Source organism: Streptomyces sp. NRRL B-3229 (assembly GCF_000719505.1).
In the GTDB taxonomy this organism is placed as follows: Bacteria; Actinomycetota; Actinomycetes; order Streptomycetales; family Streptomycetaceae; genus Streptomyces; species Streptomyces griseorubiginosus.
The window spans coordinates 64421-84275 of the sequence record NZ_JOGP01000019.1; the positions used below are offsets into that span (position 1 = coordinate 64421).

The 19855-nt window shown below is 71.8% G+C and carries 15 protein-coding genes; 10 read left to right on the plus strand and 5 right to left on the minus strand.

From position 1 onward, the window contains the following. Positions 1–21 precede the first annotated feature (21 nt). Positions 22–1536 carry an alpha-N-arabinofuranosidase gene (locus IF54_RS0127980; protein WP_030323584.1) on the minus strand — a complete coding sequence of 505 codons (1515 nt, stop codon included), beginning with the start codon at positions 1534–1536 and terminating at the stop codon, positions 22–24. Positions 1537–1738: 202 nt separating this feature from the next. On the opposite strand from IF54_RS0127980, the gene IF54_RS0127985 reads away from it, so the two are divergent. The 3 genes from IF54_RS0127985 to IF54_RS0127995 are packed head-to-tail and all read left to right on the plus strand — an operon-like array spanning position 1739 to position 4963. Further along, on the plus strand, positions 1739–2329 hold the full coding sequence (locus IF54_RS0127985; protein ID WP_030323587.1) for a hypothetical protein: 591 nt from the start codon (positions 1739–1741) through the stop codon (positions 2327–2329). Beyond that, complete coding sequence (locus tag IF54_RS0127990) at positions 2326–3558, plus strand: MAB_1171c family putative transporter (protein ID WP_030323588.1); 1233 nt, start codon at positions 2326–2328, stop codon at positions 3556–3558. Before IF54_RS0127985 ends, IF54_RS0127990 begins: the two co-directional genes overlap by 4 nt. After that, positions 3551–4963 carry an NAD(P)/FAD-dependent oxidoreductase gene (locus tag IF54_RS0127995; protein ID WP_030323590.1) on the plus strand — a complete coding sequence of 471 codons (1413 nt, stop codon included), beginning with the start codon at positions 3551–3553 and terminating at the stop codon, positions 4961–4963. Before IF54_RS0127990 ends, IF54_RS0127995 begins: the two co-directional genes overlap by 8 nt. Positions 4964–4970: 7 nt before the next feature. Here the strand turns inward: IF54_RS0127995 and IF54_RS0128000 are convergent, their stop codons facing one another. Both IF54_RS0128000 and IF54_RS0128005 read right to left on the minus strand, forming a co-directional pair. Next, positions 4971–5825, minus strand: a complete 855-nt coding sequence (locus tag IF54_RS0128000; RefSeq protein ID WP_030323591.1) for an SMP-30/gluconolactonase/LRE family protein — start codon at positions 5823–5825, stop codon at positions 4971–4973. After that, positions 5822–6595 carry an IclR family transcriptional regulator gene (locus IF54_RS0128005; protein WP_030323592.1) on the minus strand — a complete coding sequence of 258 codons (774 nt, stop codon included), beginning with the start codon at positions 6593–6595 and terminating at the stop codon, positions 5822–5824. Before IF54_RS0128005 ends, IF54_RS0128000 begins: the two co-directional genes overlap by 4 nt. 254 nt (positions 6596–6849) lie before the next feature. On the opposite strand from IF54_RS0128005, the gene IF54_RS0128010 reads away from it, so the two are divergent. Beyond that, on the plus strand, positions 6850–8904 hold the full coding sequence (locus IF54_RS0128010) for a TerD family protein (RefSeq protein WP_199821256.1): 2055 nt from the start codon (positions 6850–6852) through the stop codon (positions 8902–8904). A gap of 22 nt (positions 8905–8926) precedes the next feature. Here the strand turns inward: IF54_RS0128010 and IF54_RS0128015 are convergent, their stop codons facing one another. Then, positions 8927–10150 (minus strand): PucR family transcriptional regulator, encoded by a 1224-nt coding sequence (locus IF54_RS0128015; protein ID WP_030323596.1) that lies wholly within the window; start codon positions 10148–10150, stop codon positions 8927–8929. Between the two features lie 3 nt (positions 10151–10153). Continuing rightward, on the minus strand, positions 10154–10306 hold the full coding sequence (locus IF54_RS43095; RefSeq protein ID WP_020136392.1) for a hypothetical protein: 153 nt from the start codon (positions 10304–10306) through the stop codon (positions 10154–10156). A 203-nt stretch (positions 10307–10509) separates the two neighbouring features. On the opposite strand from IF54_RS43095, the gene IF54_RS0128025 reads away from it, so the two are divergent. The 6 genes from IF54_RS0128025 to IF54_RS0128050 all read left to right on the plus strand — a co-directional run bounded on the left by IF54_RS0128025 (position 10510) and on the right by IF54_RS0128050 (position 19844). Next, the gene (locus IF54_RS0128025) at positions 10510–11499 is read left to right on the plus strand and encodes a DUF3068 domain-containing protein (RefSeq protein WP_030323598.1); all 990 of its coding nucleotides are present in this window, start codon (positions 10510–10512) and stop codon (positions 11497–11499) included. Positions 11500–11691: 192 nt separating this feature from the next. Next, positions 11692–12906, plus strand: coding sequence for a glycosyltransferase family 4 protein (locus tag IF54_RS0128030; RefSeq protein ID WP_030323600.1), 1215 nt, complete (start codon positions 11692–11694; stop codon positions 12904–12906). A 101-nt stretch (positions 12907–13007) separates the two neighbouring features. Further along, positions 13008–13685, plus strand: coding sequence for a class I SAM-dependent methyltransferase (locus IF54_RS0128035; protein ID WP_037820706.1), 678 nt, complete (start codon positions 13008–13010; stop codon positions 13683–13685). Then, the gene (locus IF54_RS0128040) at positions 13682–17812 is read left to right on the plus strand and encodes an alpha-(1->3)-arabinofuranosyltransferase (RefSeq protein WP_030323604.1); all 4131 of its coding nucleotides are present in this window, start codon (positions 13682–13684) and stop codon (positions 17810–17812) included. The genes IF54_RS0128035 and IF54_RS0128040 overlap by 4 nt, the downstream gene beginning before the upstream one ends. Continuing rightward, positions 17809–19074 (plus strand): condensation protein, encoded by a 1266-nt coding sequence (locus tag IF54_RS0128045; RefSeq protein ID WP_030323606.1) that lies wholly within the window; start codon positions 17809–17811, stop codon positions 19072–19074. Before IF54_RS0128040 ends, IF54_RS0128045 begins: the two co-directional genes overlap by 4 nt. Continuing rightward, positions 19071–19844 carry a class I SAM-dependent methyltransferase gene (locus tag IF54_RS0128050; RefSeq protein WP_234439072.1) on the plus strand — a complete coding sequence of 258 codons (774 nt, stop codon included), beginning with the start codon at positions 19071–19073 and terminating at the stop codon, positions 19842–19844. The genes IF54_RS0128045 and IF54_RS0128050 overlap by 4 nt, the downstream gene beginning before the upstream one ends. The last annotated feature ends 11 nt before the right edge of the window (positions 19845–19855 follow it).

The window sequence follows — 19855 nt, forward strand, 5'->3', positions numbered from 1 at the left end:
CGGGGACGCCGGGGACCCCGGTCAGCCGAGCCGGATCACGTTCCAGGACAGGGGCTCCAGTACGGCGGTGAGGGTGCCGTCCGCCAGCGCGGTGCCCTCGGCCGGGTGCGGGGCGACCCGCTCGGGCTCGGCGAGGGTGTTGCGGGCGTCCGGGTCGGCGTCGGCGAGGACGCTGTGCTCGACCAGCTCCGTCAGGTCGAGGCCGTTCAGGGCGACTTCGAGGGGCAGGGCGTCGGTGCGGCTGCGGTTGACGGCGAAGACGGTGACCGAGCCGTCCTCGGCGCGTACCGCGGTGGCGTGCAGGAGGTCCGTCTCGCCGTACTTCTTCGTGTCCTGGGTCGGCGAGTCGACCCGGACGTCGAGGACCTCGCCGCGGCCGTACTTCGAGGCCTGGGCGAACGGGAAGAACGTGGTCTGGCGCCAGGCCGGGCCGCCCGGCTCGGTCATGATCGGGGCGATCACGTTGACCAGCTGGGCGAGACAGGCGACGGTGACGCGGTCGGCGTGGCGCAGCAGCGCGATGAGGAGGGAGCCGAAGACGACGGCGTCCAGGACGCTGTAGTTGTCCTCCAGGAGGCGGGGGGCCTCCGCCCAGTCCCGGGCACCGGAGTTCTCGATCTCGTGCCACTTCGACATGTACCAGACGTTCCACTCGTCGAAGGAGAGGTTGATCTTCTTCTTCGACTTCAGGCGCGCGCCGATGTGGTCGGCGGTGGCGACCACGTTCTCGATGAAGGACTCCATGTCGACGGCGGAGGCCAGGAAGGAGTCGAGGTCGCCGTCCTCGGGCTGGTAATAGGCGTGCAGGGAGATGTAGTCGACGAGGTCGTAGGTCTCGGCGAGGACCGTCGCCTCCCACTCGGCGAACGTGGGCATGGACTGGCTGGAGGAGCCGCAGGCGACGAGTTCGACGCCCGGGTCGATCTGGCGCATCGCGCGGGCCGTCTCGGCGGCGATCCGGCCGTACTCCGTCGCCGTCTTGTGGCCGGTCTGCCAGGGGCCGTCCATCTCGTTGCCCAGGCACCAGAGCCTGATGCCGAAGGGGTCCTTGTCACCGTGCGCGGCACGCAGGTCGGACAGGGCGGTGCCGGCGGGATGGTTGGCGTACTCCTGGAGTTCGAGGGCCTCGGCGACACCGCGGGTGCCGAGGTTGAGGGCCATCATGGGCTCGGCCTGGGGGCCGACCTTCTTCAGGAAGGCGATGTACTCGGAGAGGCCGAAGCGGTTGGTCTCGGTGGAGCGCCAGGCGAGGTCGAGGCGGCGGGGGCGGTCCTCGACGGGGCCGACCGAGTCCTCCCACTTGTAGCCGGAGACGAAGTTGCCGCCGGGGTAGCGCAGGGCGGTGACGCCGAGTTCGCGGACGAGGTCCAGGACGTCGGTGCGGATGCCGTCCTCGTCCGCGGTGGGGTGGCCGGGTTCGAAGATGCCGGTGTAGACGCAGCGGCCGAGGTGTTCCACGAAGGAGCCGAAGACACGGGGGTCGACCTTGCCGATCCGGAAGGCGGGGTCGAGGGTGAAACGGGCGGTGGAGCTCATGTGCGCCTTTCGGGGTGGAGGGTGCCTGGTTCGTCGGCGGGTGACATGTCGAACGATGTCCGCCACCCCGGACGGACCGTAGGCAGGAAGCGCTTTCCAGTCAATGGGGTATGCAGCAAAATCGGATCGCGTGACGGGGCGGTTCGGGGGCGCGTACTCTCGAACAGCCCGTCCTACGGCGGCGGGAGGCTCAGGGGGTGGGATGGACATCGCGGGCGCGCGCAGGAGTGCGGCCCGGATCGCCTCGGCGCTACGACGCAACCGGGCGACCCCGGCCATGCGCGATCTGGTCTCCCACCTCACCGCCGCGGTCCGGGCCCGACCCCGTCCCCCGGCCGACGTGCCCGAGCTGTGCCGGGCCCTGTGCCAGGCGATGAGCGGGCGGCGCGGCGGACGCCCCGTCGACCTGCGCTTCGAGCGCTTCCCCGACGAGATCGCCGTCACCGGGCTCTGGGTGGAGTTCCAGGACTTCGACCTCGTCATCGTCGAGGAACGCGCCGAGGCGATGCAGCAACTGGTCATCCTGGGCCACGAGCTGTGGCATCTGCACGCGGGCCACGCCCACCATCACGCGGCCGCGGCGGACGCGCTGGCCGGTCGGCCCGGCTGGGACTCCGTCGCCCTGACGGTGGCCGCCCGCAACGGCTCCCGGGCGGCGGACGAGGCCGAGGCGGACGATTTCGGGCATCGGCTGGCGGCGGCGTTCCGGCCGTTCGTCGCGGGCCGCGGCTGCGGTGCCCGGCCCGACACGGTCCAGAGAACCCTCGGCTACCGCGGAGGCGGAGCACGGTGACACACCCCCAGCCGGCCGCAGTGGCGGCCGGGTCCCTCACCGGACTGAGCATCCCCTACTGGCTGCCCGGCCTGGTCCTCGGAGCGGCCCTGGCGATCAAGCTGCCCAGCATCGTCAAGCTGTGGCGGGACCCGCTGCTGCGGGCCGTGGGGGGCCTGCTGCTGTTCGCCTGCGCGGTGTTCCTGTTCGCGGCCCCGAGCACCATCGCCTGGACGAACCGGGTCACCGGCGTCCCGAACATCGCCGCCCCCTGGGTGTACACGCTGCTCACCGCGCTCTGCGCGTCCTGGCTGCTGCTGGTCGTGCACTGGCGCGACGGCCACAGCGAGCACCATGCCCGGATCCGGCGGGCGACCCGCTGGGTGATCTGGGTGTACGCGGCCGTGGTCGTAGCGATGTGGGTGCTGTTCGCCCTCGCCGACGTCCCCGTGGAGCGAATCCGGGACCTGGACACCTACTACGCCGACACCCCGTTCATGCGTGAGCTGATCCTGCTCTACCTGCTCGCGCACACCGTGGCCAGCCTGATCACGTCCGGGCTGGTGTGGAACTGGATCCGCACGACCGGCCTCGACGCCTGGCTGCGCTGGGGGCTGCGGTTCCTCGGGATCGGCTTCGCGACGAACCTGCTCTTCAGCGCGGCCAAGCTCACAGCCGTCGTGGCCCGCTGGACCGGGCACGACCTGGACTGGCTGAACACCAACATCGCCCCGGCCGCCGCCTGTGTCGCCGCCACCCTGGTCGCGATCGGCTTCATCATCCCGCACGCCGGCCAGTATCTCCACGAGCGCTGGCTGGTCCGCCGTCGCCACCGCGACCTCAGGGCCCTGGCCCGGCTGATGCGGACCGTCGCGGGCAGCCGCGAGCCGCTCGCCCTGCGCGCCACCGCCGAGATGCGGCTGATCCGCCGCGAGACCTTCATCCGCGACGCACTGCTCCAACTGTCCCGGTTCATCGACGAGGACCTGCGCGTGCGCGCCTACGACACCGCGCTCGCCCTCGGTTTCGAACGCGGCCGTGCCCAGGCCCTCGCCGCCGCCGTGACGATCCTGGACGCCGTCGAGGCGGGGCGGCAGGCGCCGGACACCGAGGGCGACGGCGACCCCGACACCACTTACCTGCTCCAGGAGATCGCGGCCGTGTCCGAGGTCCTGCGCAGCCCCGACGAGATCAAGGCGGTACGCGCCCACGCGACCGTCCCGGCAGAGAGCATGTCCACGCATGACTGAAAGCCCCTCCCCCGCGAGAGTCGCCGTCGTCCTCGGGGGATCGCACACCGGCATGCTCGCGGCGGCCGCGCTGACCGGCCTCGCCGACCGGGTGGTCGTGGTGGAGCGCGACGAACTGCCCGAAGGGCCCGTCCCGCGCAAGGGGCTGCCGCAGGCCCGGCACGCCCACATGCTGTGGTCCGGCGGGGTGCGGGCGATGGAGGAGCTGCTGCCGGGCATCACCGCCGCGCTTCTGGACGCCGGGGCCCGCCGGGCGCCGGTCACCACCGACATGGTCGTCCACTCGGCCCACGGCTGGTTCCGGCGCTGGCCCGAGTCCCACCACGTGATCCTGGCCGGCCGGGACCTGCTGGACGCCACGGTCCGGGCACGGGTCCTCGCGGACGAACGGGTCGAGGTGCTCGGCGGCGTGGAGGCCCTGGGGCTGGTGGGCGGTGCGGAGGCCGTCACCGGGGTCCGGGTGCGGGAGGCCGACGGCCGTGAACGGACCGTCGAGGCGGGAACCGTCGTGGACGCGACCGGGCGGGCCTCCGGAACGCCCCGTTGGCTCGCGGGCCTCGGAATGCCGGCACCGGAGCGCCGCGAGGTCGACTCGGGCCTGGCGTACGCGAGTCGCCTCTACCTCGCCCCCGAGCAGGCCCGCGACGGCTTCCCCGTCGTCAGTGTCCAGCCCGACACCCGCGAGCCGGGACCAGGCCGGTCGGGCTTCCTGCTGCCGATCGAGGGCGGCCGCTGGATCGTCACCCTCAACGGCACCCGCGGCGGCGAACCCACCGCCGCCGATGCCTCGGGCGAGGACTTCGTACGCTTCGCCCGCGAGGAGCTCAGACATCCGCTGATCGGCGACCTGCTCGCCCGCGCCGAGCCGCTGTCCGAGGTCTCCTTCACCCGTACGACCGTCAACCGGCGGTACTTCTACGAGCGGGCGGCGGCCTGGCCGGAGAACTTCACGGTGCTGGGCGACGCGTTGGCCGCGTACAACCCTGTCTACGGACACGGTCTGGCCGTCGGCGCCCAGAGTGCACTGATCCTGCGGGACCTCACGCGGCGACACGGGTTCGGGGCGGCCGGGCTGTCCCGTCGGGTGCAGAAGGCGGTGGCCCGGCCGGTGGGGGCCGCGTGGGACCTGGCCACCGGACAGGACGTGTTCTATCCCGGGGCGACGGAGGCAGGCCCGACGGCCCGGGACCGGCTCGTGGCCGCGTACGTCTCGCGTCTCATGCGCACGGCCACGGGGAACGGCCGGATCGCCCGCCGGGTCACCGACGTGACCTCGCTGGAGCGGCGGGCGGAGGTGCTGCTCACGCCGGCTGTGCTACTGGCCGCCATACGGGGGCCGTTGAAACCGGCGTTGAGCGAACCACCGCTGACCGCCGAGGAGTTGAAGAAGGCGGGTTTGCAGTAGCCGTGGGTCAGCCCGCGAACGGCGGCTGGGGCAGGCCCTTGCCCGCGCCCGGCACCACCAGCAGTGAACCCGCCACCGGATGCGGCGAGTTGAGGCCCACCCGGGCCGTCGTGACGTACAGGTCGGTGAGGTCCGGGCCGCCGAACGCGCACGCGGTGACCCGCGGGGCGGGCAGGGTGATCACCCGGTCCAGCTCGCCCTGAGGGGTGTAGCGGCGCACCGCCGCCCCGTCCCACAGGGCGACCCAGACACAGCCGTCGGCGTCGACGGTGAGGCCGTCGGGGAAGCCGGCGCCGTCCTCGATCGCGACGAGGGTACGGCGGCCGGTGATCCGCCCGTCCTCGTGATCGAAGACGTCGACCCGCCGCATCGGCGAGTCCACGTAGTACATGAGCCGTCCGTCCGGGCTCCACCCGGTGCCGTTGCTGACGGCCACGTCGTCGAGGACCGTGGTGTGGGTGCCGTCGGCGGTGATCCGGGACAGGGTGCCGCCACCGGGCGCCTCGTCGTAGCGCATGGTGCCGGCCCAGAGGGAGCCGTCGGGGGCGACGGCGGCGTCGTTGGCGCGGCGGCCGGGGACGGGCTCGCGGTGCAGCCAACGGAAGGCGCCGTCCGTGTCGAGCACGGCCACGCCGTCGCGGAGGTTGAGGACCAGGCCGCCGTTCGCGCGGGGCTTGGCGGCGCCGATGTGCTGGTCGAGGACGCGGACGGTGCGCCGGCCCGTGGCGGGATCGTACGTGTGCAGCCGGGCACCGAGGATGTCGATCCACAGCAGGCGGTTCCCGGCGGCGTCCCAGGTGGGCCCCTCGCCGAGGGTGGCCTCGGCCCGGACGGCGACGTCGTACCTGCGGGAGCGGGTCATGCCGCGCCCCGGTGGCCGAGGCGCTCGGAGAGTTCACCGGCGCCCTTGAGGGCGAGCTGTTCGAGCTCGGCGCGCCGGTCCTCGCTCCAGCGGATCATCGGCACGGAGATGGAGAGGGCGGCGACGACCTGCCCGGAGCGGTCTCGGACCGGGGCGGCCACGCAGGAGACGTCCGGGTTGGACTCCCGGTTCTCGATGGCGAGGCCGCGCCGGCGGATGTCGTCCAGGGCCTCGCGCAGGGCGGTGGGGTCGGTGATGCTGTTGGGTGTCATGGCGACGAGCGGGACGCCCTCCTGGATACGGGAGGCGAGCTGCTGCTCGGGGAGGGAGGCGAGGAGCATCTTGCCGACCGAGGTGCAGTGGGCCGGGAGCCGGCGCCCCGCCGCGGAGACCATGCGCACCGCGTGCGTCGAGTCGACCTTGGCGATGTAGATGACGTCGGTGCCCTCCAGGATCGCCACGTGCACGGTCTCGTCACAGGTCTCGGCGACGGCCCGGGCGACCTGCTGCCCCTCGGCGGCGAGGTCGAGCTGCTCGGCGTAGCGGCTGCCGAGCTGGTACGGCCGGACCCCGAGCCGGTAGCGTCCGGGCTGACCGGGGACCTGGACGATGTACGACCGGGCGGCGAGAGTGGTCACCAGCTCGTGGACGGTGGTGCGGGGCAGCTGGAGCCGGCGCACGATGTCGGGGGCGGAGAGCGTGCCGTCCCCCTCGAGGAAGAGCTCGAGAATGTCGAGAGCCCGGGTCACGGCAGGTACGAGGCGTCCCACAACCTGCCCCCTCTCTTGTGTCGTCTAAGGCGTCTGCGTTCGAAATTTCAACAGACGATCGGCATGACGAACACAGGCTAGCGACAGGCCGTTTCCTGCGGCAATGGCTCTGCACGTCGCGCATGCCCTGCCCGGTCCGTTTCCGCAGGAAGGGCACGGGTGGGACGCGCCGGGGCTACTGTGTTCGTGTGCGACACGTCACACAGCGTGCGTGTTCTGGGGGATGCGGTTCCAGGGGGGATCTCGTGCTTGAAATGACCAAGGGGTCGAACACTGCCCTGTCGGCCCTGAGCGAGCACACCGGTTCGGTGATCGTGAGCCTGGGCTGGAGCAGCCCGGCGGGTGACGGCGACGCGGACGTCTCCGTCTTACTCCTCAGCCCGGACGGCAAGGTCCGCAGCGACTCGGACTTCTACTTCTACAACAACCCGGTGGCCGCCGACGGCAGCGTGCAGCTGCTGGACAAGACGCCCACGGAGGACGGCAACGAGGACCGCATCGGCTTCGACCTGACCGCGGTCCCGCCCGAGGTCGACCGCATCGTCGTCGCCGCGAGCCGGTACGGCGGCGCGAACTTCGGGGAACTGGACGACCTCCGGGTCACCCTGTCCGACGCGGTCGGCGACGCGCTCCTGCGCTTTCCGATCCGCGACGCCGGCACCGTGAGCGCGATCATCTTCGGCGAGCTGTACCGGAGGGGCGAGGACTGGAAGTTCCGCGCGGTCGGCCAGGGCTACGACTCGGGGCTGGCGGGACTGGCGACGGACTTCGGGGTCGACATCGACGACGACGCGGAGACCTCCGACCAGGCCGGGGACGACCCGGAGACGTCGGCCGCACCGGAACAGGCCGGGAGCGGTGAGCCGGTCGACGGGCGGGCGGACGCGGTCGCCGCGACGGATCCGTCCGGGTCGCTGGACGGTGTCCCGGCCCCCCGCCGTGCCGCCGACGAGACAGGACCACGCCGACCGGCTCCGCGGCCACGTACCGCCAAGAAGAAGGCGCTGCCCAGCACACCGCCGAAGTCCCTGGCGGAGAACGACTCCTGGAAGCCGGCCAGGCTCTTCCCGGTCTCCGCGCTCAAGAGCGACCGCGACCGCGAGATGCGCGCCACCTCGGTGCTGTTGTCGGTGATGACCCAGGTGCCGCGGTTGGGCAGACGGCTCACCGCGGCGTTCGGGGCACCCTCCGGCCGGATGGAGACGTTCACCGAGGTGTCCCTGCCGCACGGGGACACACCTCGGCGTCCCGACGGGGTGATCCGCATCGAGCGCGCGGGCAAGCTGTGGACGGCCCTCGTCGAGACCAAGACCAACGGCAACGCCCTCAGAGCCGACCAGGTGCAGGCCTACATGGACATCGCCGCCCGGCGCGGCTACGAGGCCGTGATCACGCTGTCGAACGACGTGGCGCTGGAGGGCAGCCCTCTGGTGGACGTGAAGATCGACCGGCGGCGGAAGCACCAGGTGGCGCTGTGGCATCTGTCCTGGGCCGAGGTGGCCCATCAGGCACAGCTTCTGATCCGGCACGAGGGCGTCGGCAACGCGGCGCGCACCTTCCTGCTCCAGGAGCTGCTGCACTACCTCCAGCACGAGAACTCCGGTTGCCACGGATTCCAGAACATGGGCTCGGCGTGGGTACCGGTACGCAACGGCATCAGCGACGAGACCCTGTGCCAGGGTGACCCGCGCGCCCTCGAGGTCGTCGAGAGCTGGGAGCGCCTGGTGCGCCAGGTGTGCCTCAGGCTCGGGGGCGAACTCGGGCAGAAGGTGCTGCCCGCCCAGCGCGCCCGACGCGGCACCGATCCCGGGACCCGCCGGGTGCAGCTGGCCGACCGGCTGTGCCTGGAGGGCAGGCTCCAGGCGGAGCTGCGCGTCGAACAGGCGCCCGGGCTGCTCACCATCGGCGCCGATCTGCGCACCGGAAAGCTGCGCACCTCCATCGAGATCCCCGCACCCGAGCAGGGCTACCCCCTCACCTGGGCCAAGCGCCTGGTCCGGCGTCTCGCCGAGGCACCTGCGGACCTGCACGTGGAAACCCTGGTGGAGGGCCAGACGGGCGGTCCGCGCGGCACTCTGGAGCGGCTGCGCCCCGAACCGGCGGACATGCTGCCGAAAGGTGGAGCGGCCACCATCACGGGATTCCGCTTGTCGCTCTTCAAGAACATGGGGAACAGCCGCGGCAACGCGGAGTCCAGCTTCATCCGCAGCGTCGACGACGCAGTGCAGCGCTTCCACACCTCGGTGATGGTCCATCTGGACGCTCCTGCCGCCAGGCGGACAGGCGCGAGGGAACGGGTCAGGGCCTGACCCTCCGGGGGGGTGCCGCCCATCACGCCAGCTCCCCCCGCAGCCGTCGGGCCCGTAGGACCAGTTCCAGTTCGAAGCGGCGGTCCGGGTCGTCTATCTCGTCGCCCCAGAGTTCCCGGATCTGGCGTAAGCGGTAGCGGACGGTCTGGGGGTGGACTCCCAGGCGGGCGGCGACCTCGGGGGCGCCGCCGCGGGTCTCCAGCCAGGCGAGCAGGGTTTCCGCGAGGCGGCGGGCGTGGGTGGGGCCGCAGTGCTGGAGGGGGGAGAGACAGCGCAGGGCCAGGTCGTCCATCAGCTCCTCGGGCTGGAGGAGGACCAGGGCCTCGGTGTGTTCCGTGCAGTACAGGACCTCGCCGCCCGGCAGCAGGTCCCGTTCCATCAGGTGCACGGCCGCCTCGGCCCAGCGCAGTGACTTCGCCGCGTCCGCCAGCGGGACCGGCGGTCCGATCGCACCCGACCAGCCGGTCAGGGCCCGGTGCAGGAGCTCGGGGCGGCCGGCCGCGTCCGGTTCCGGGACGACCATGCGGGGCTGCTCGTAGTCCATGTCCAGAAGGACGCCCTGGGTCACCGCGGGCGGTACCGCCTCCCGGGCGGGGCGGATCAGGACGCCGACCGCGACCTTCCTCGGGAGCGGCCAGCCGATGCGGGCCGCGCGTTCCGTGAGCGCCTCGGCCGGGTCGCCGTGGTGCCGGTCGGCCAGCAGCAGCTCCATCAGGCGCCGCTGGAGGCGCAGGCGCTCACCGGCCTGCCGGGCCGCCGCCTCCGCGTAACCGCGCACCGACTGGTCGACCAGGCCGTCCAGGTACTCGTAGCCCGCGTCGACCAGCTCGTACATCGCGGGCGGCGGGATCTCCACGCGCTGGCCGATGTCGGCGAAACGGCGCCAGGCCAGGCGTACGCCCATGCGGTAGATCGCCTGGAGGGAGTCGAGACTCCGGCCGTTCAGGCCCTCGCCCCTGCCGAACTCCTGGAAGACCCCGGGCGGGACCGTAGGGCGGCCCTCCGCGGTCTCCAGGTGCTGGACGAAGACCTCAATCGCGCGGCGGATGCCGACCAGGGCCATCGGCTCTCCGGACTCGTCGAGGACGACCGGAAGATGCGGGTACTCGCGGCGGATCTCGCTCAGGATCTCCTCCGCGAGCGCCGGCGCCTCGGACAGGGCGATGGCGGCGAAACGGCGGACCTTCGGACGCGGGACGTCGTGCCAGGCCGAGCGGGTGTGCACGGCTGCCGGGCGGGCGGCCACCGGTCAACTCCCCTGGTCCGGCTGCTCGTAGGTGATCAAGGGGGTGTTGGGCTGCTCGGGCGTCGCCTCCAGCAGCGCCACGATGCCGAGCGCGGCACCGAGGGCGAGCAGGGCGGCGGCCACGACGGTCAGTGCGGCGGCGAGCAGTCTGGACATCGCAGGGGCAGCCTCTCTCGAGCGGCTCGATCCGGCGTACGTCCCCACCCGGAACCCGTCCCGGCACCCACCTGCCTGTCGACCCAGTGTCGACAGGACCCTGATACCCCGTCAAGACGTTGACACTCCGTCAATGAACGCCTACGGTCTCCGGCCCATAGAGCGGCCCGAACTCCGTCATCTCACGCCCCTGGAGTGTCCGGATGCGCCGTACAGCCTCTCCAATCTCCCTGATCCTGCTGGGACTCGGCACGTTTCTGCTGGTACTGGCACCCCTGCTCGCGTGGTACGTGGAACCGCGGGCCGCCGTGAACCCGGTCGACATCGACCAGACCGCCGTCTACCGCGGGACGGGCAGCGTCTTCGACACCGAACAGGTGAGGACGGTCCCCGACCAGCGCATCACCGTCACCCAGCGGGTGCGCGGCAACGTCGAGGACAGCGAGCGCAGCGGCCGGGCCGCGGTGTGGGACGTGACCACCACCGTCGACACCGACAAGTCGCTGCCGGCCGCGGACCCGCACGACGCGCTGGAGTTCGTCCCGCACCGCTGGGTCATGGACCGCAGGACGACCAAGCCGGTGCACTGCTGCGGCGAGAAGCCGTACATCGAGGGCGAGGCCTATCTGAAGTTCCCCTTCGACGTGCAGCGACGCTCCTACCAGTGGTGGGACAACTCGCTTGGTTCCACCGTGACTCTGCACTACCGGGGTACGAAGAAGGTTCAGGGGTACACGGGTTACCGGTTCACCGGCACCGTGGCCCCGGCGAAGGTCGGGACCCGCCTGGTGCCGGGCACGATCGTGGACGAGCCCGACCGGCCGCAGGTGCTGGCCGAGGAGTGGTACTCCAACCACGGCATCGAGCTGGTCGTGGACCAGCGCACCGGCCGGGTCGTCTACGCGCAGGTGGGCCCAAGGCGCACCCTGCGGGCACCCGGTGCGAAGAAGGACGCCGTGGTCCTGCTGGACAGCCGCAAGATCGCGTTCACTTCCGCGACCCAGAAGGAAGCGGTACGGCTGGCCGAGCGGGACAGCGGACAACTGCGCGCGGTGGGCACGACGTTGCCGATCGGGGCTGCTGTGGCCGGATTCGTACTGGCGGCCGTGGGAGGCGTTTTGGTGGTACGGGGGCGCAGGCGTCCCGAGTCCACCGATATGAGCGGTACGCCCGAGCCCGTCCTCACGATGTGACTGGACGTCAGCTCTAATAAGCCCGGAAATTGTCACGTACGTGAGTAGCCACGGCGTTCCGGTGGGCGAAAACTGTGCCACCCCACCCGAGCACAGCCCGCCCACACCCACCTCCCAGGAAGCGCACAGTCCCCCCACAAGCAGGCGGAAAACACCGCTGAGTTCCGCACCCTGAGACGAGTTGGAGCACCCATGCCCCAGCACGTGCCCCATCCGCTGCGGTCGTCTTCCCAGGCGTCGCAACGGCAACCCTCATCGCATGCACCGCACGACGTACAGCATGATGCGCAGCACGACGCACAGCACCCTTCGGCGCTCCCCCCACCTCCGCGCCGCATCGTCTTCCTCGCCCACCGCGACCTCGACAACCCGTCCGCGGGCGGCTCCGAGCTGCTCGTCGACCGGCTCGCCGACGGACTGACCCGACTCGGCCACCAGGTGACCCTGCTGTGCGGCGGGCCCGCCTCGTACCGGGACTACCGGGTCGTGTCGGCGGGCGGCGAGTTCGGGCACTACCTGCGCGCCCGTACGGCCTTCACCCGCCAGGTCGGCGAGACCGACCTGCTGGTCGAGGTCTGCAACGGCATGCCGTACCTCGCTCCCCTGTGGCACCGCGGCCCCACGCTCTGCCTGGTCAACCACGTGCACACCGACCTGTGGAAGATGCGGTTCGGCGGCCCGCTGGCGCCCGCCGCACGGCTCGGCCGAAGACTCGAACACTGGGCACTGGCCGGTGCGGCGGCCCGCGGGCGCAGTCTGCTGGTGGCCGTCTCCCCCTCGACCGCGCACGCGCTGCGGGCGATCGGGGTCGAGCGGGACCGGATCCGGGTCGTGCACAACGGGGTCGAGGAGCCGGAGCCGCTGGTGCGGCGCTCGCCGGAACCGCTGTTCGTGGCCGTCGGCCGGCTGGTCGAGTACAAGCGGATCGATCTGCTGCTGCGGCTGTGGGAGCGGGTGCGGCCGGTGACCGGTGGCCGCCTTGTGATCGTGGGCGACGGTCCCGAGCGGGCCCGTCTGGAGCAACTCACCGGTCCCGGTGTGGAGTTCGCCGGGCATGTGTCCGAGGCGGAGAAGCACCGGCTGTTGTGCGAGGCGTGGTTGCTGCTGCATCCGTCCGCCGTGGAGGGGTGGGGGCTGGTGGTGACCGAGGCGGCCACCCGGGAGACGCCGACCATCGCCTTCGACGTGCCGGGGCTGCGGGACTCCGTCGTGGACGGGGAGACGGGTGTGCTGGCGCGGGGGGAGTCGTCGTTCGCCGCCGCGTGGTGCACGCTTGCCCTGTCGGGACATCGCCGGGAAGTCATGGGCAAGGCTGCTCGTGACAGAGCTGCTCGATTCCGTTGGCATCGGACTGTCAGACAGTTCCGGGCCGTGGCCTCCGAGGCGGTGAGGGGCTGGGGGCCGTGAGGAGGGTGCGGCGCCGTGGGGGCTGGTCGCGCAGTTCCCCGCGCCCCCAAAAATCCAGGGATCCCTCGTTTCGACGTTCCCTCGCTCTCTTCAAGGCCTTCATGCACGAGCAGGAGGACCCTGAGTCCTGTTACGCACTGCTCGCTCGTGACGCCGTCGATCAGGTGGAGGCCTACGACGGGCCCGTCGCCGGGCGTACCGTCGTGGACGTCGGTGGTGGGAGCGGGTACTTCACCGAGGAGTTCCGCAGGCGGGGGGCCCGGGCGTTTCTCTTCGAACCCGACCCCGGCGAACTCGGCGAGAAGGCCCCGGACTCCACCGTGATCGCCGACGGCTACCTGCTCCCCCTCCAGGACGCCTCCGCCGACGTCACCTTCTCCTCCAACGTGCTGGAGCACGTGGCCGATCCGCAGACCTTTCTCAGTGAGCTCGTCCGGGTCACCCGGCCCGGCGGGCTGATCTACGTGTCGTTCACCAACTGGCTGTCCCCGTGGGGCGGTCACGAGTGGGCGCCCTGGCACTACCTGGGAGCCGAACGGGCCCGCGCCCGCTATCGGCGCCGTACCGGGAAGGCCGCCAAGCACACCCTCGGCGAGAACCTGTTCGCCGTGCACATCGGCCCGACCCTGCGGCAGGTGCGTGCCCGGGACGACGTCACGGTCGTCTCGGCGCGCTCCCGCTACTGGCCCTTCCTCGCGGAGACCGTCGTCCGGGCTCCCGGCATCCGCGAGGTCGCCACCTGGAACCTCCTCCTCATCCTCCGGCGGTGTCCACCATGACGACGTCCACGGTCCAGGCCCCTCCTCCGGCAGCCGCCGCCGGCACCGCGATCATGTCGGGGCCGCCGGAGGGCCCCCGGTCGCGACGCTGGCTGCTCGGGTTCTGGGCCGTGGTCCTCGTGCTGTTCCTGGCGGTGCACCCGGGACGGCAGACCTTCGACACCAAGCTGGGTGTCACCACGGACCCCGGCCGGTTCCTCGCCGGTCTCGGGCAGTTGTGGCACGACCAGGGGTCCTTCGGCGGGATCCAGGACCAGTACGTCGGCTATCTGTGGCCGATGCTGCCGTTCTACTGGCTGGGCCACACCCTCCAGTTGCCGGTGTGGCTGGTGGAGCGGCTGTGGCTGTCGCTGGTGGTGTCGGTCGCGTTCTGGGGCGCGCTGCGGCTCGCCGAGCGGCTGCGCGTCGGCAACGGGGCCGGGAGGCTGCTCGCCGCGGTCGCCTACGCGCTGTGGCCGACGTTCACCATCGTCGTGGGCTCCACCTCCGCCGCCGCGCTGCCCGGCGCCTTCCTGCCCTGGGTGCTGCTCCCGCTGACGAACGAGCGCCACAGCGCCCGCATCGCCGCCCTGCGCTCGGCGCTGGTCGTCCCCTTCATGGGCGGTGTGAACGCGGCCTCCACCCTTGCCTGTCTGCTGCCCGTCGGGCTGTACCTGCTGTCCCGGCCGTCCGGACCACGGCAGCGCAAGCTGATCTCCTGGTGGGTGCCGGGGGTGGTCCTGGCGACCGCCTGGTGGGTGATCCCGCTGCTGCTGCTCGGCTTCTACGGCGAGAACTTCCTGCCGTACGTCGAGAACGCGCGGACCACCACCGAGACGATGTCGGCGACGGAGGCCCTGCGTGGCGCCGGGAACTGGGTGGCGTATCTGCATCTGACGGAGGCGTGGCTGCCGGCCGGCTGGACCGTGGCCTCTTCGGTGATCGTGATCCTCTGCTCGGCGTTCGCGGCCGGGCTCGGCCTCGCGGGCCTGGCGCGACGGGACATGCCGGAGCGGCGCTGGCTGGTGCTGACCGTGCTGACCGCCGTCCTGGTGCTGCTCGCGGGGTACGGCGGCGCGTTCGGCGCCCCCTTCCACGGGCTGGTGCAGGACTGGCTGAACGGCTGGCTCGCCCCCTTCCGCAACATCTACAAGTTCCAGCCGGGCCTCGCCCTCGCGCTGGTGCTGGGCCTCGCCCATCTGGTGGGGGTGGCCACCGAGCCCCGCGGGGCGAGAGAGGTCAGGGGGCGCCGGTACGCCCCGCTCGTGGCGGCCGTCCTGGTCCTGCCCGGGCTGATGTGGCCGTATCTGAACGGCTCGATCCTCAACCCGGGTTCCTTCCAGGAACTGCCGAAGTACTGGCACGCCACGGCCGACTGGCTGGAGAAGTACTCCCCCGACTCGCGCGCCCTCGTCGTCCCCGCGACCGCGCACGGCATCTACACCTGGGGCTCCCCCATCGACCAGCCGCTCGACGTCCTCGCCGAGTCCCGCTGGGCGCAACGGGACTACGTCCCCTTCGGCACCCCCGGCAACCGGCGGGCCATGGACGCGGTCGAGCAGGCGCTGATGACCGGCGGCGACATACCGGGTCTGGCGGACTACCTGAGCCGGGCCGGGGTCTACTACGTCGTCGTCCGCAACGACCTCGACCCCGACCAGATCGGCGCCGTGTCGTCCTCGGTGGTCAAGCGGGCCCTCGAACAGTCCGGCTACGAGCGGGTGACGGGCCTCGGGCCGCTCATGACGGGCGGGAAGATCGCGAACGACACCCCGCTCCAGATCGAGGGGCTGTACCCGAGGCAGCGGGCCGTGGAGATCTACCGGCCGACGAGCGAGAGCGTGCCCAGGCCCGGCCAGGCCCGGCTGCTGCCGGTCGCCGACACCGCCCAGGTGTCCGGCGGCCCCGAGTCCCTGCTGCCGTCGGCCACCCAACTTCGCGGCCGGGCCACGGTGTTGACCGGCGACAACCACCCCGGGCTGGGCACCCCGGCGCTCCAGATCGTCGGTGACGGGCTGCGGCGGGCCGACACCCGGTTCGGACTCGTCAACGCGAACACGTCGTACACGTACACCAGCGACGAGCGGAACGCCTCCGGGGCCGCGCAGGACGCCGGGGAGAAACCGCACCAGATCCTGCCCACGAAGGGCCTCGACCACCAGACGGTCGCCGAACTGCGCGGCGCCCGTGCGGTGACGGCGTCCTCGTACGGCAACTGGCTCTTCCACCTGCCGCAGTTCGACCCGGTGAACGCCTTCGACGGCAACCCCGACACCGCGTGGGCGGAGGGCGTGGCGGGCTCGCCGGACGGGCAGTGGGTGCGCATCGACTTCTCCGACCCGGCGTACGACATGCTCTCGTCCTTCAAGGTCACGCCGTTGCCGCAGGAGAGCGTGCGGTCGGCGGCGACCGAGGTGCGGGTGGAGACGGAGAACGGGTCACAGACCAGTTTCCTGCGCGCCGACGGCTCCACGCAGAGCATCAAGGCGCCACCCGGCACCACGGGGTGGATGAAGCTGACGATCACCGACTCGGTGGCACGGCGGACCGGGCTCGCCGGGGCCGGATTCTCGGAGATCGACCTGCCGCACGTGCAGGTGACCCGGCTGCTGCGGCTGCCGACCGACGCCGACTCCTCCGACGCGTCCGCCGAGACCGTCTCCCTGCACCGGGTGCCCGACCCGGCCGGGATCTCCCCGACCGGCACCGAGGCAGGTCTGCACCGCCGCTTCACCACCGAGGCCCAGGGGACGTACACGGTGAAGGCGAGCGCGGTGCCGGTGAGCGGGGAGGCCCTCGACAAGCTGCTGTACGAGGTCGCCCCTGACCAGCGCAACCGCATCACGGCGACCGCCGACTCCACGGCCACGCTCGGCACCGGCCTGTCCGCCCGCAACCTCACCGACGGTGACCTCACGACGGCCTGGATCGCGGGCGACCGCCCCACCATCCACCTCAGCTGGAACGGCAAACAGCCCATCTCCGAGATCGTGCTGGCACCCGCGGGCGGCCTCTCCACCCGGCCCACCGAGGTCGACATCGCCTCGCCCGACGGCGCGACGGTCGCCGGGGTCGACGAGAACGGCGCGGTGCGCTTCCCGGCGATCACCACCGACCGCCTCGACATCACGATCACCGAATCGGCCCCGCTGACCCTGCACAACCCGGTCGCCGACGAGGACCTCCAGCTCCCGGTGGGCCTCACGGAGGCGTACCTGCCGGCCCTCGACCAGTACCGCACCCCGCAGCCCAAGGCCTCCCGGACGTTCTCGCTGCCGTGCGGGAAGGGCCCGGTGGTGGCGGTCGACGGCAAGCTGTACCAGACGGGCGTGTCGGGCCGGATCCGCGACCTGACCGACCGACGGCTGCTGTCGGTGACGCTGTGTCAGAGCAGCCGCGCAGAGGACGAGTTGACCCTCGCCTCCGGTGAACACGTCGTCGAGGCGGGCGACGCCGGACCGCTCACCCTCACCGACCTCACCCTGACCCGCGGCACGGTCGCCGAACCCACCGCTCTCACACGTGAGTTGCGCATCCAGGACTGGCTCGGCGACAAGCGCGAGGTCACCGTCGGCTCGGGAGCGTCCTCCTACCTGACGACGTACGAGAACTACAACGACGGCTGGAAGGCCACCCTGAACGGCAAGACCCTGTCGTCGGTACGCCTGGACGGCTGGCAGCAGGGCTGGCGGATCCCCGCGGGCGCGGGCGGCACGGTGAAACTGTCGTACGGACCCGCGACGACGTACGACGGCGCGCTGATCGGCAGCGGGGTCGCCCTCGCGGTTCTGGTGGGCCTGGTCCTGTGGCGCAGGCGCTCCCCGAACCCCGACGAACCGCAGCGGGTGCCTCCGGCGCCCGGGCTGTGGCTCGGAGCGGTGGCGCTGACGCTGGTCGGCGTGGTCATCGCGGGCTGGTTCGCCCTGCTGGTCCCGGCACTGGCGCTGCTGGCGTCGAGACGGCACGGCCTCCTGGTGCCGATCGCCTTCGTGGCCCTGGCGGGGGCGGGGATCGCCGCGGCGGCAGGAGCCGGTGAGCCGGTGGGGGCCTCGCACGGGGCCTTCGGGCATGTGGCCCAACTGCTCGCTCTGATCGGCTTGTTCGCGGCTCTGGTGAGCGTGCGAGAGAAGGGGGACGACCCGGCATGACCAGCCCCGCACGGATCCCGTTCCCGGTGGTGGACGAGGTCTCCCGCCACTGCCTCCAGGAGGAGGAACCGGAGACGGTCCACATCGAGGTGCATCTGCCGGGCCACCTGGACCCGGCACGCATGAGGAAGGCGTTCACGGAGGCCCTGCACCGACATCCCCGGATCCTGATGCGGGAGGCGGCGGGGGGTTGGTACCGCCGCCGTTACGAGTGGGAGCTGACGGCCGAGCCGGACGTGGAGGTGGTGAGCTTCCCGACTCCGGGACGGAACGCATTGCGGGACGCGAGGACAAGGGCCCTGGCAGAGGCACCTCCACTCTCACTGTCCCCACCGATCCGGCTGGAGGTGGTCGAGGAAGCGCACAACACAACCGTCCTCTTCCTCACCATCAACCACACAGCCCTGGACGGCCCCGCCTGCCTCCGTATCCTCGCCACAGCCGCGGAGATCTACGGCGGCAAGGACAACTCACCGACGCCCGCGCCCATCCGCCCCCCGGACCCCCCACAGTCCACGGACACCCCCTCCAACTGGACCCGCCCCGCCCGCGTGGCGCCAGGCACCCCGGAAATCTCCCCCGGCAACGGCCTCCTCGTCACGGAACTCCCGCTCCCCCACCGTCCCAAGGGCTCCCCCTACACGGTCAACGACCAGCTCATGGTCACCACCGCCCTGACGATCGCCCACTGGAACAGGGAGCACGGACAGTCCGCCCGCCCCCTCCGCATCACCATGCCCGTGGACGACCGCCCCAGGGACATGACGATGCCGATAGGAAACGGCACCCGCCTGGTCGAAGTCCCCTTCTCGCCGACGGAGTTGACCCGCAAGCCCGAGGACATGCCCGACCTCCTGCGCCGCACCGCCCAGCGAACCCGCGCCCTCAAGTCCCTCACCCGCCCCCAACTCGGCCACGGTGCGGGCCTGCTCACCGCCCCGGTCACCCCGGTGACCTGGCGCGCGGCACTCACCAGAGGTCTCCGCAGGGCAGCCGCGCCCTGGACCTCCACCACCCTGCTCAGCAACATCGGCCGCATCCCGTACCCCCTGGACTTCGGCGAGGAGGCCGGCCGCGCGCACGCCGTGTGGTTCTCGGCGCCCGCCAGGATGCCCCGCGGCCTCACGGTCACGACCGCCTCCACCGCGGGCCGGCTGCATCTCGCCCTGCGCTGGTCGCGCACCCTGCTCGGCCACGGCGACGGCCACCACCTGCGGGACCTGTTCGAGCACTACCTGCACACCACGGAGGCAGCCCCGTGAACACCCCCGCGCCCCCGAGCATCCCCGCACCGCCACGCCACCCCGGCCTCCGGGACTTCTACGAGAACCCCGCCGTCCCGGTCGCCTCCGGCACCCCCCGCTCCCTGCGCCAGGCCCGCATGCTGGCCAAAGCCCTCGAAACGCCCGGCACCTCCGCGGCCCGCAGAGCCACCGCGGCCACCGTCCTGGACATCGGTTGCGGCGACGGCACCGCGGCCGCCACCGCCGCCCCGCTGCTGCCCGGTCACCGGATCGTCGGTGTCGACTGGTCCCAGGACGCCCTCAGGCGGGCCCGCGCCCGGCTGCCGTACGCGATTCGCGGTGAACTGAGCGGCACCGGACTGCCGTTCAGGGACGGCTCGGTGGACGCCGTGCTGTTCAGCGAGGTCGTCGAGCATCTCGTCGACCCGGACTCGGCCCTGGACGAGATCCGCCGCGTCCTGCGCCCCGGAGGTCATCTCATGCTGTCCACACCGAACCTGGCCGCCTGGTACAACCGCGGGCTGCTCCTCGCCGGGGTCCAGCCGGTGTTCTCGGAGGTGAGCCTGCGGGCGATCCACGGGCGCCCGGGCCGGGAGGTCGTGGGGCATCTACGGCTGTACACGGCGCGTGCGCTCCGGGAGTTCGTCGCGGCGGCCGGCTTCGAGATCGTACGGCTGGAAGGGGCCCCCTTCCACGGCGTGCCGCGTCCGCTGCGGGCGCTGGACCGGCTGGCGTGCGCCAGACCCTCGCTCGCGTCGATCCTGCTGCTGCACGCGCGAAAGACCTAAGGGGCGTGGAC

What these genes read in the sequence shown, in the direction of transcription:
- IF54_RS0127980 (WP_030323584.1), bottom strand. Translation starts at nt 1,536, where the DNA reads ATGAGCTCCACCGCCCGTTTCACCCTCGACCCCGCCTTCCGGATCGGC.
- IF54_RS0127985 (WP_030323587.1), top strand. Translation starts at nt 1,739, where the DNA reads ATGGACATCGCGGGCGCGCGCAGGAGTGCGGCCCGGATCGCCTCGGCG.
- IF54_RS0127995 (WP_030323590.1), top strand. Translation starts at nt 3,551, where the DNA reads ATGACTGAAAGCCCCTCCCCCGCGAGAGTCGCCGTCGTCCTCGGGGGA.
- IF54_RS0128000 (WP_030323591.1), bottom strand. Translation starts at nt 5,825, where the DNA reads ATGACCCGCTCCCGCAGGTACGACGTCGCCGTCCGGGCCGAGGCCACC.
- IF54_RS0128010 (WP_199821256.1), top strand. Translation starts at nt 6,850, where the DNA reads ATGACCAAGGGGTCGAACACTGCCCTGTCGGCCCTGAGCGAGCACACC.
- IF54_RS43095 (WP_020136392.1), bottom strand. Translation starts at nt 10,306, where the DNA reads ATGTCCAGACTGCTCGCCGCCGCACTGACCGTCGTGGCCGCCGCCCTG.
- IF54_RS0128025 (WP_030323598.1), top strand. Translation starts at nt 10,510, where the DNA reads ATGCGCCGTACAGCCTCTCCAATCTCCCTGATCCTGCTGGGACTCGGC.
- IF54_RS0128030 (WP_030323600.1), top strand. Translation starts at nt 11,692, where the DNA reads ATGCCCCAGCACGTGCCCCATCCGCTGCGGTCGTCTTCCCAGGCGTCG.
- IF54_RS0128035 (WP_037820706.1), top strand. Translation starts at nt 13,008, where the DNA reads ATGCACGAGCAGGAGGACCCTGAGTCCTGTTACGCACTGCTCGCTCGT.
- IF54_RS0128040 (WP_030323604.1), top strand. Translation starts at nt 13,682, where the DNA reads ATGACGACGTCCACGGTCCAGGCCCCTCCTCCGGCAGCCGCCGCCGGC.
- IF54_RS0128045 (WP_030323606.1), top strand. Translation starts at nt 17,809, where the DNA reads ATGACCAGCCCCGCACGGATCCCGTTCCCGGTGGTGGACGAGGTCTCC.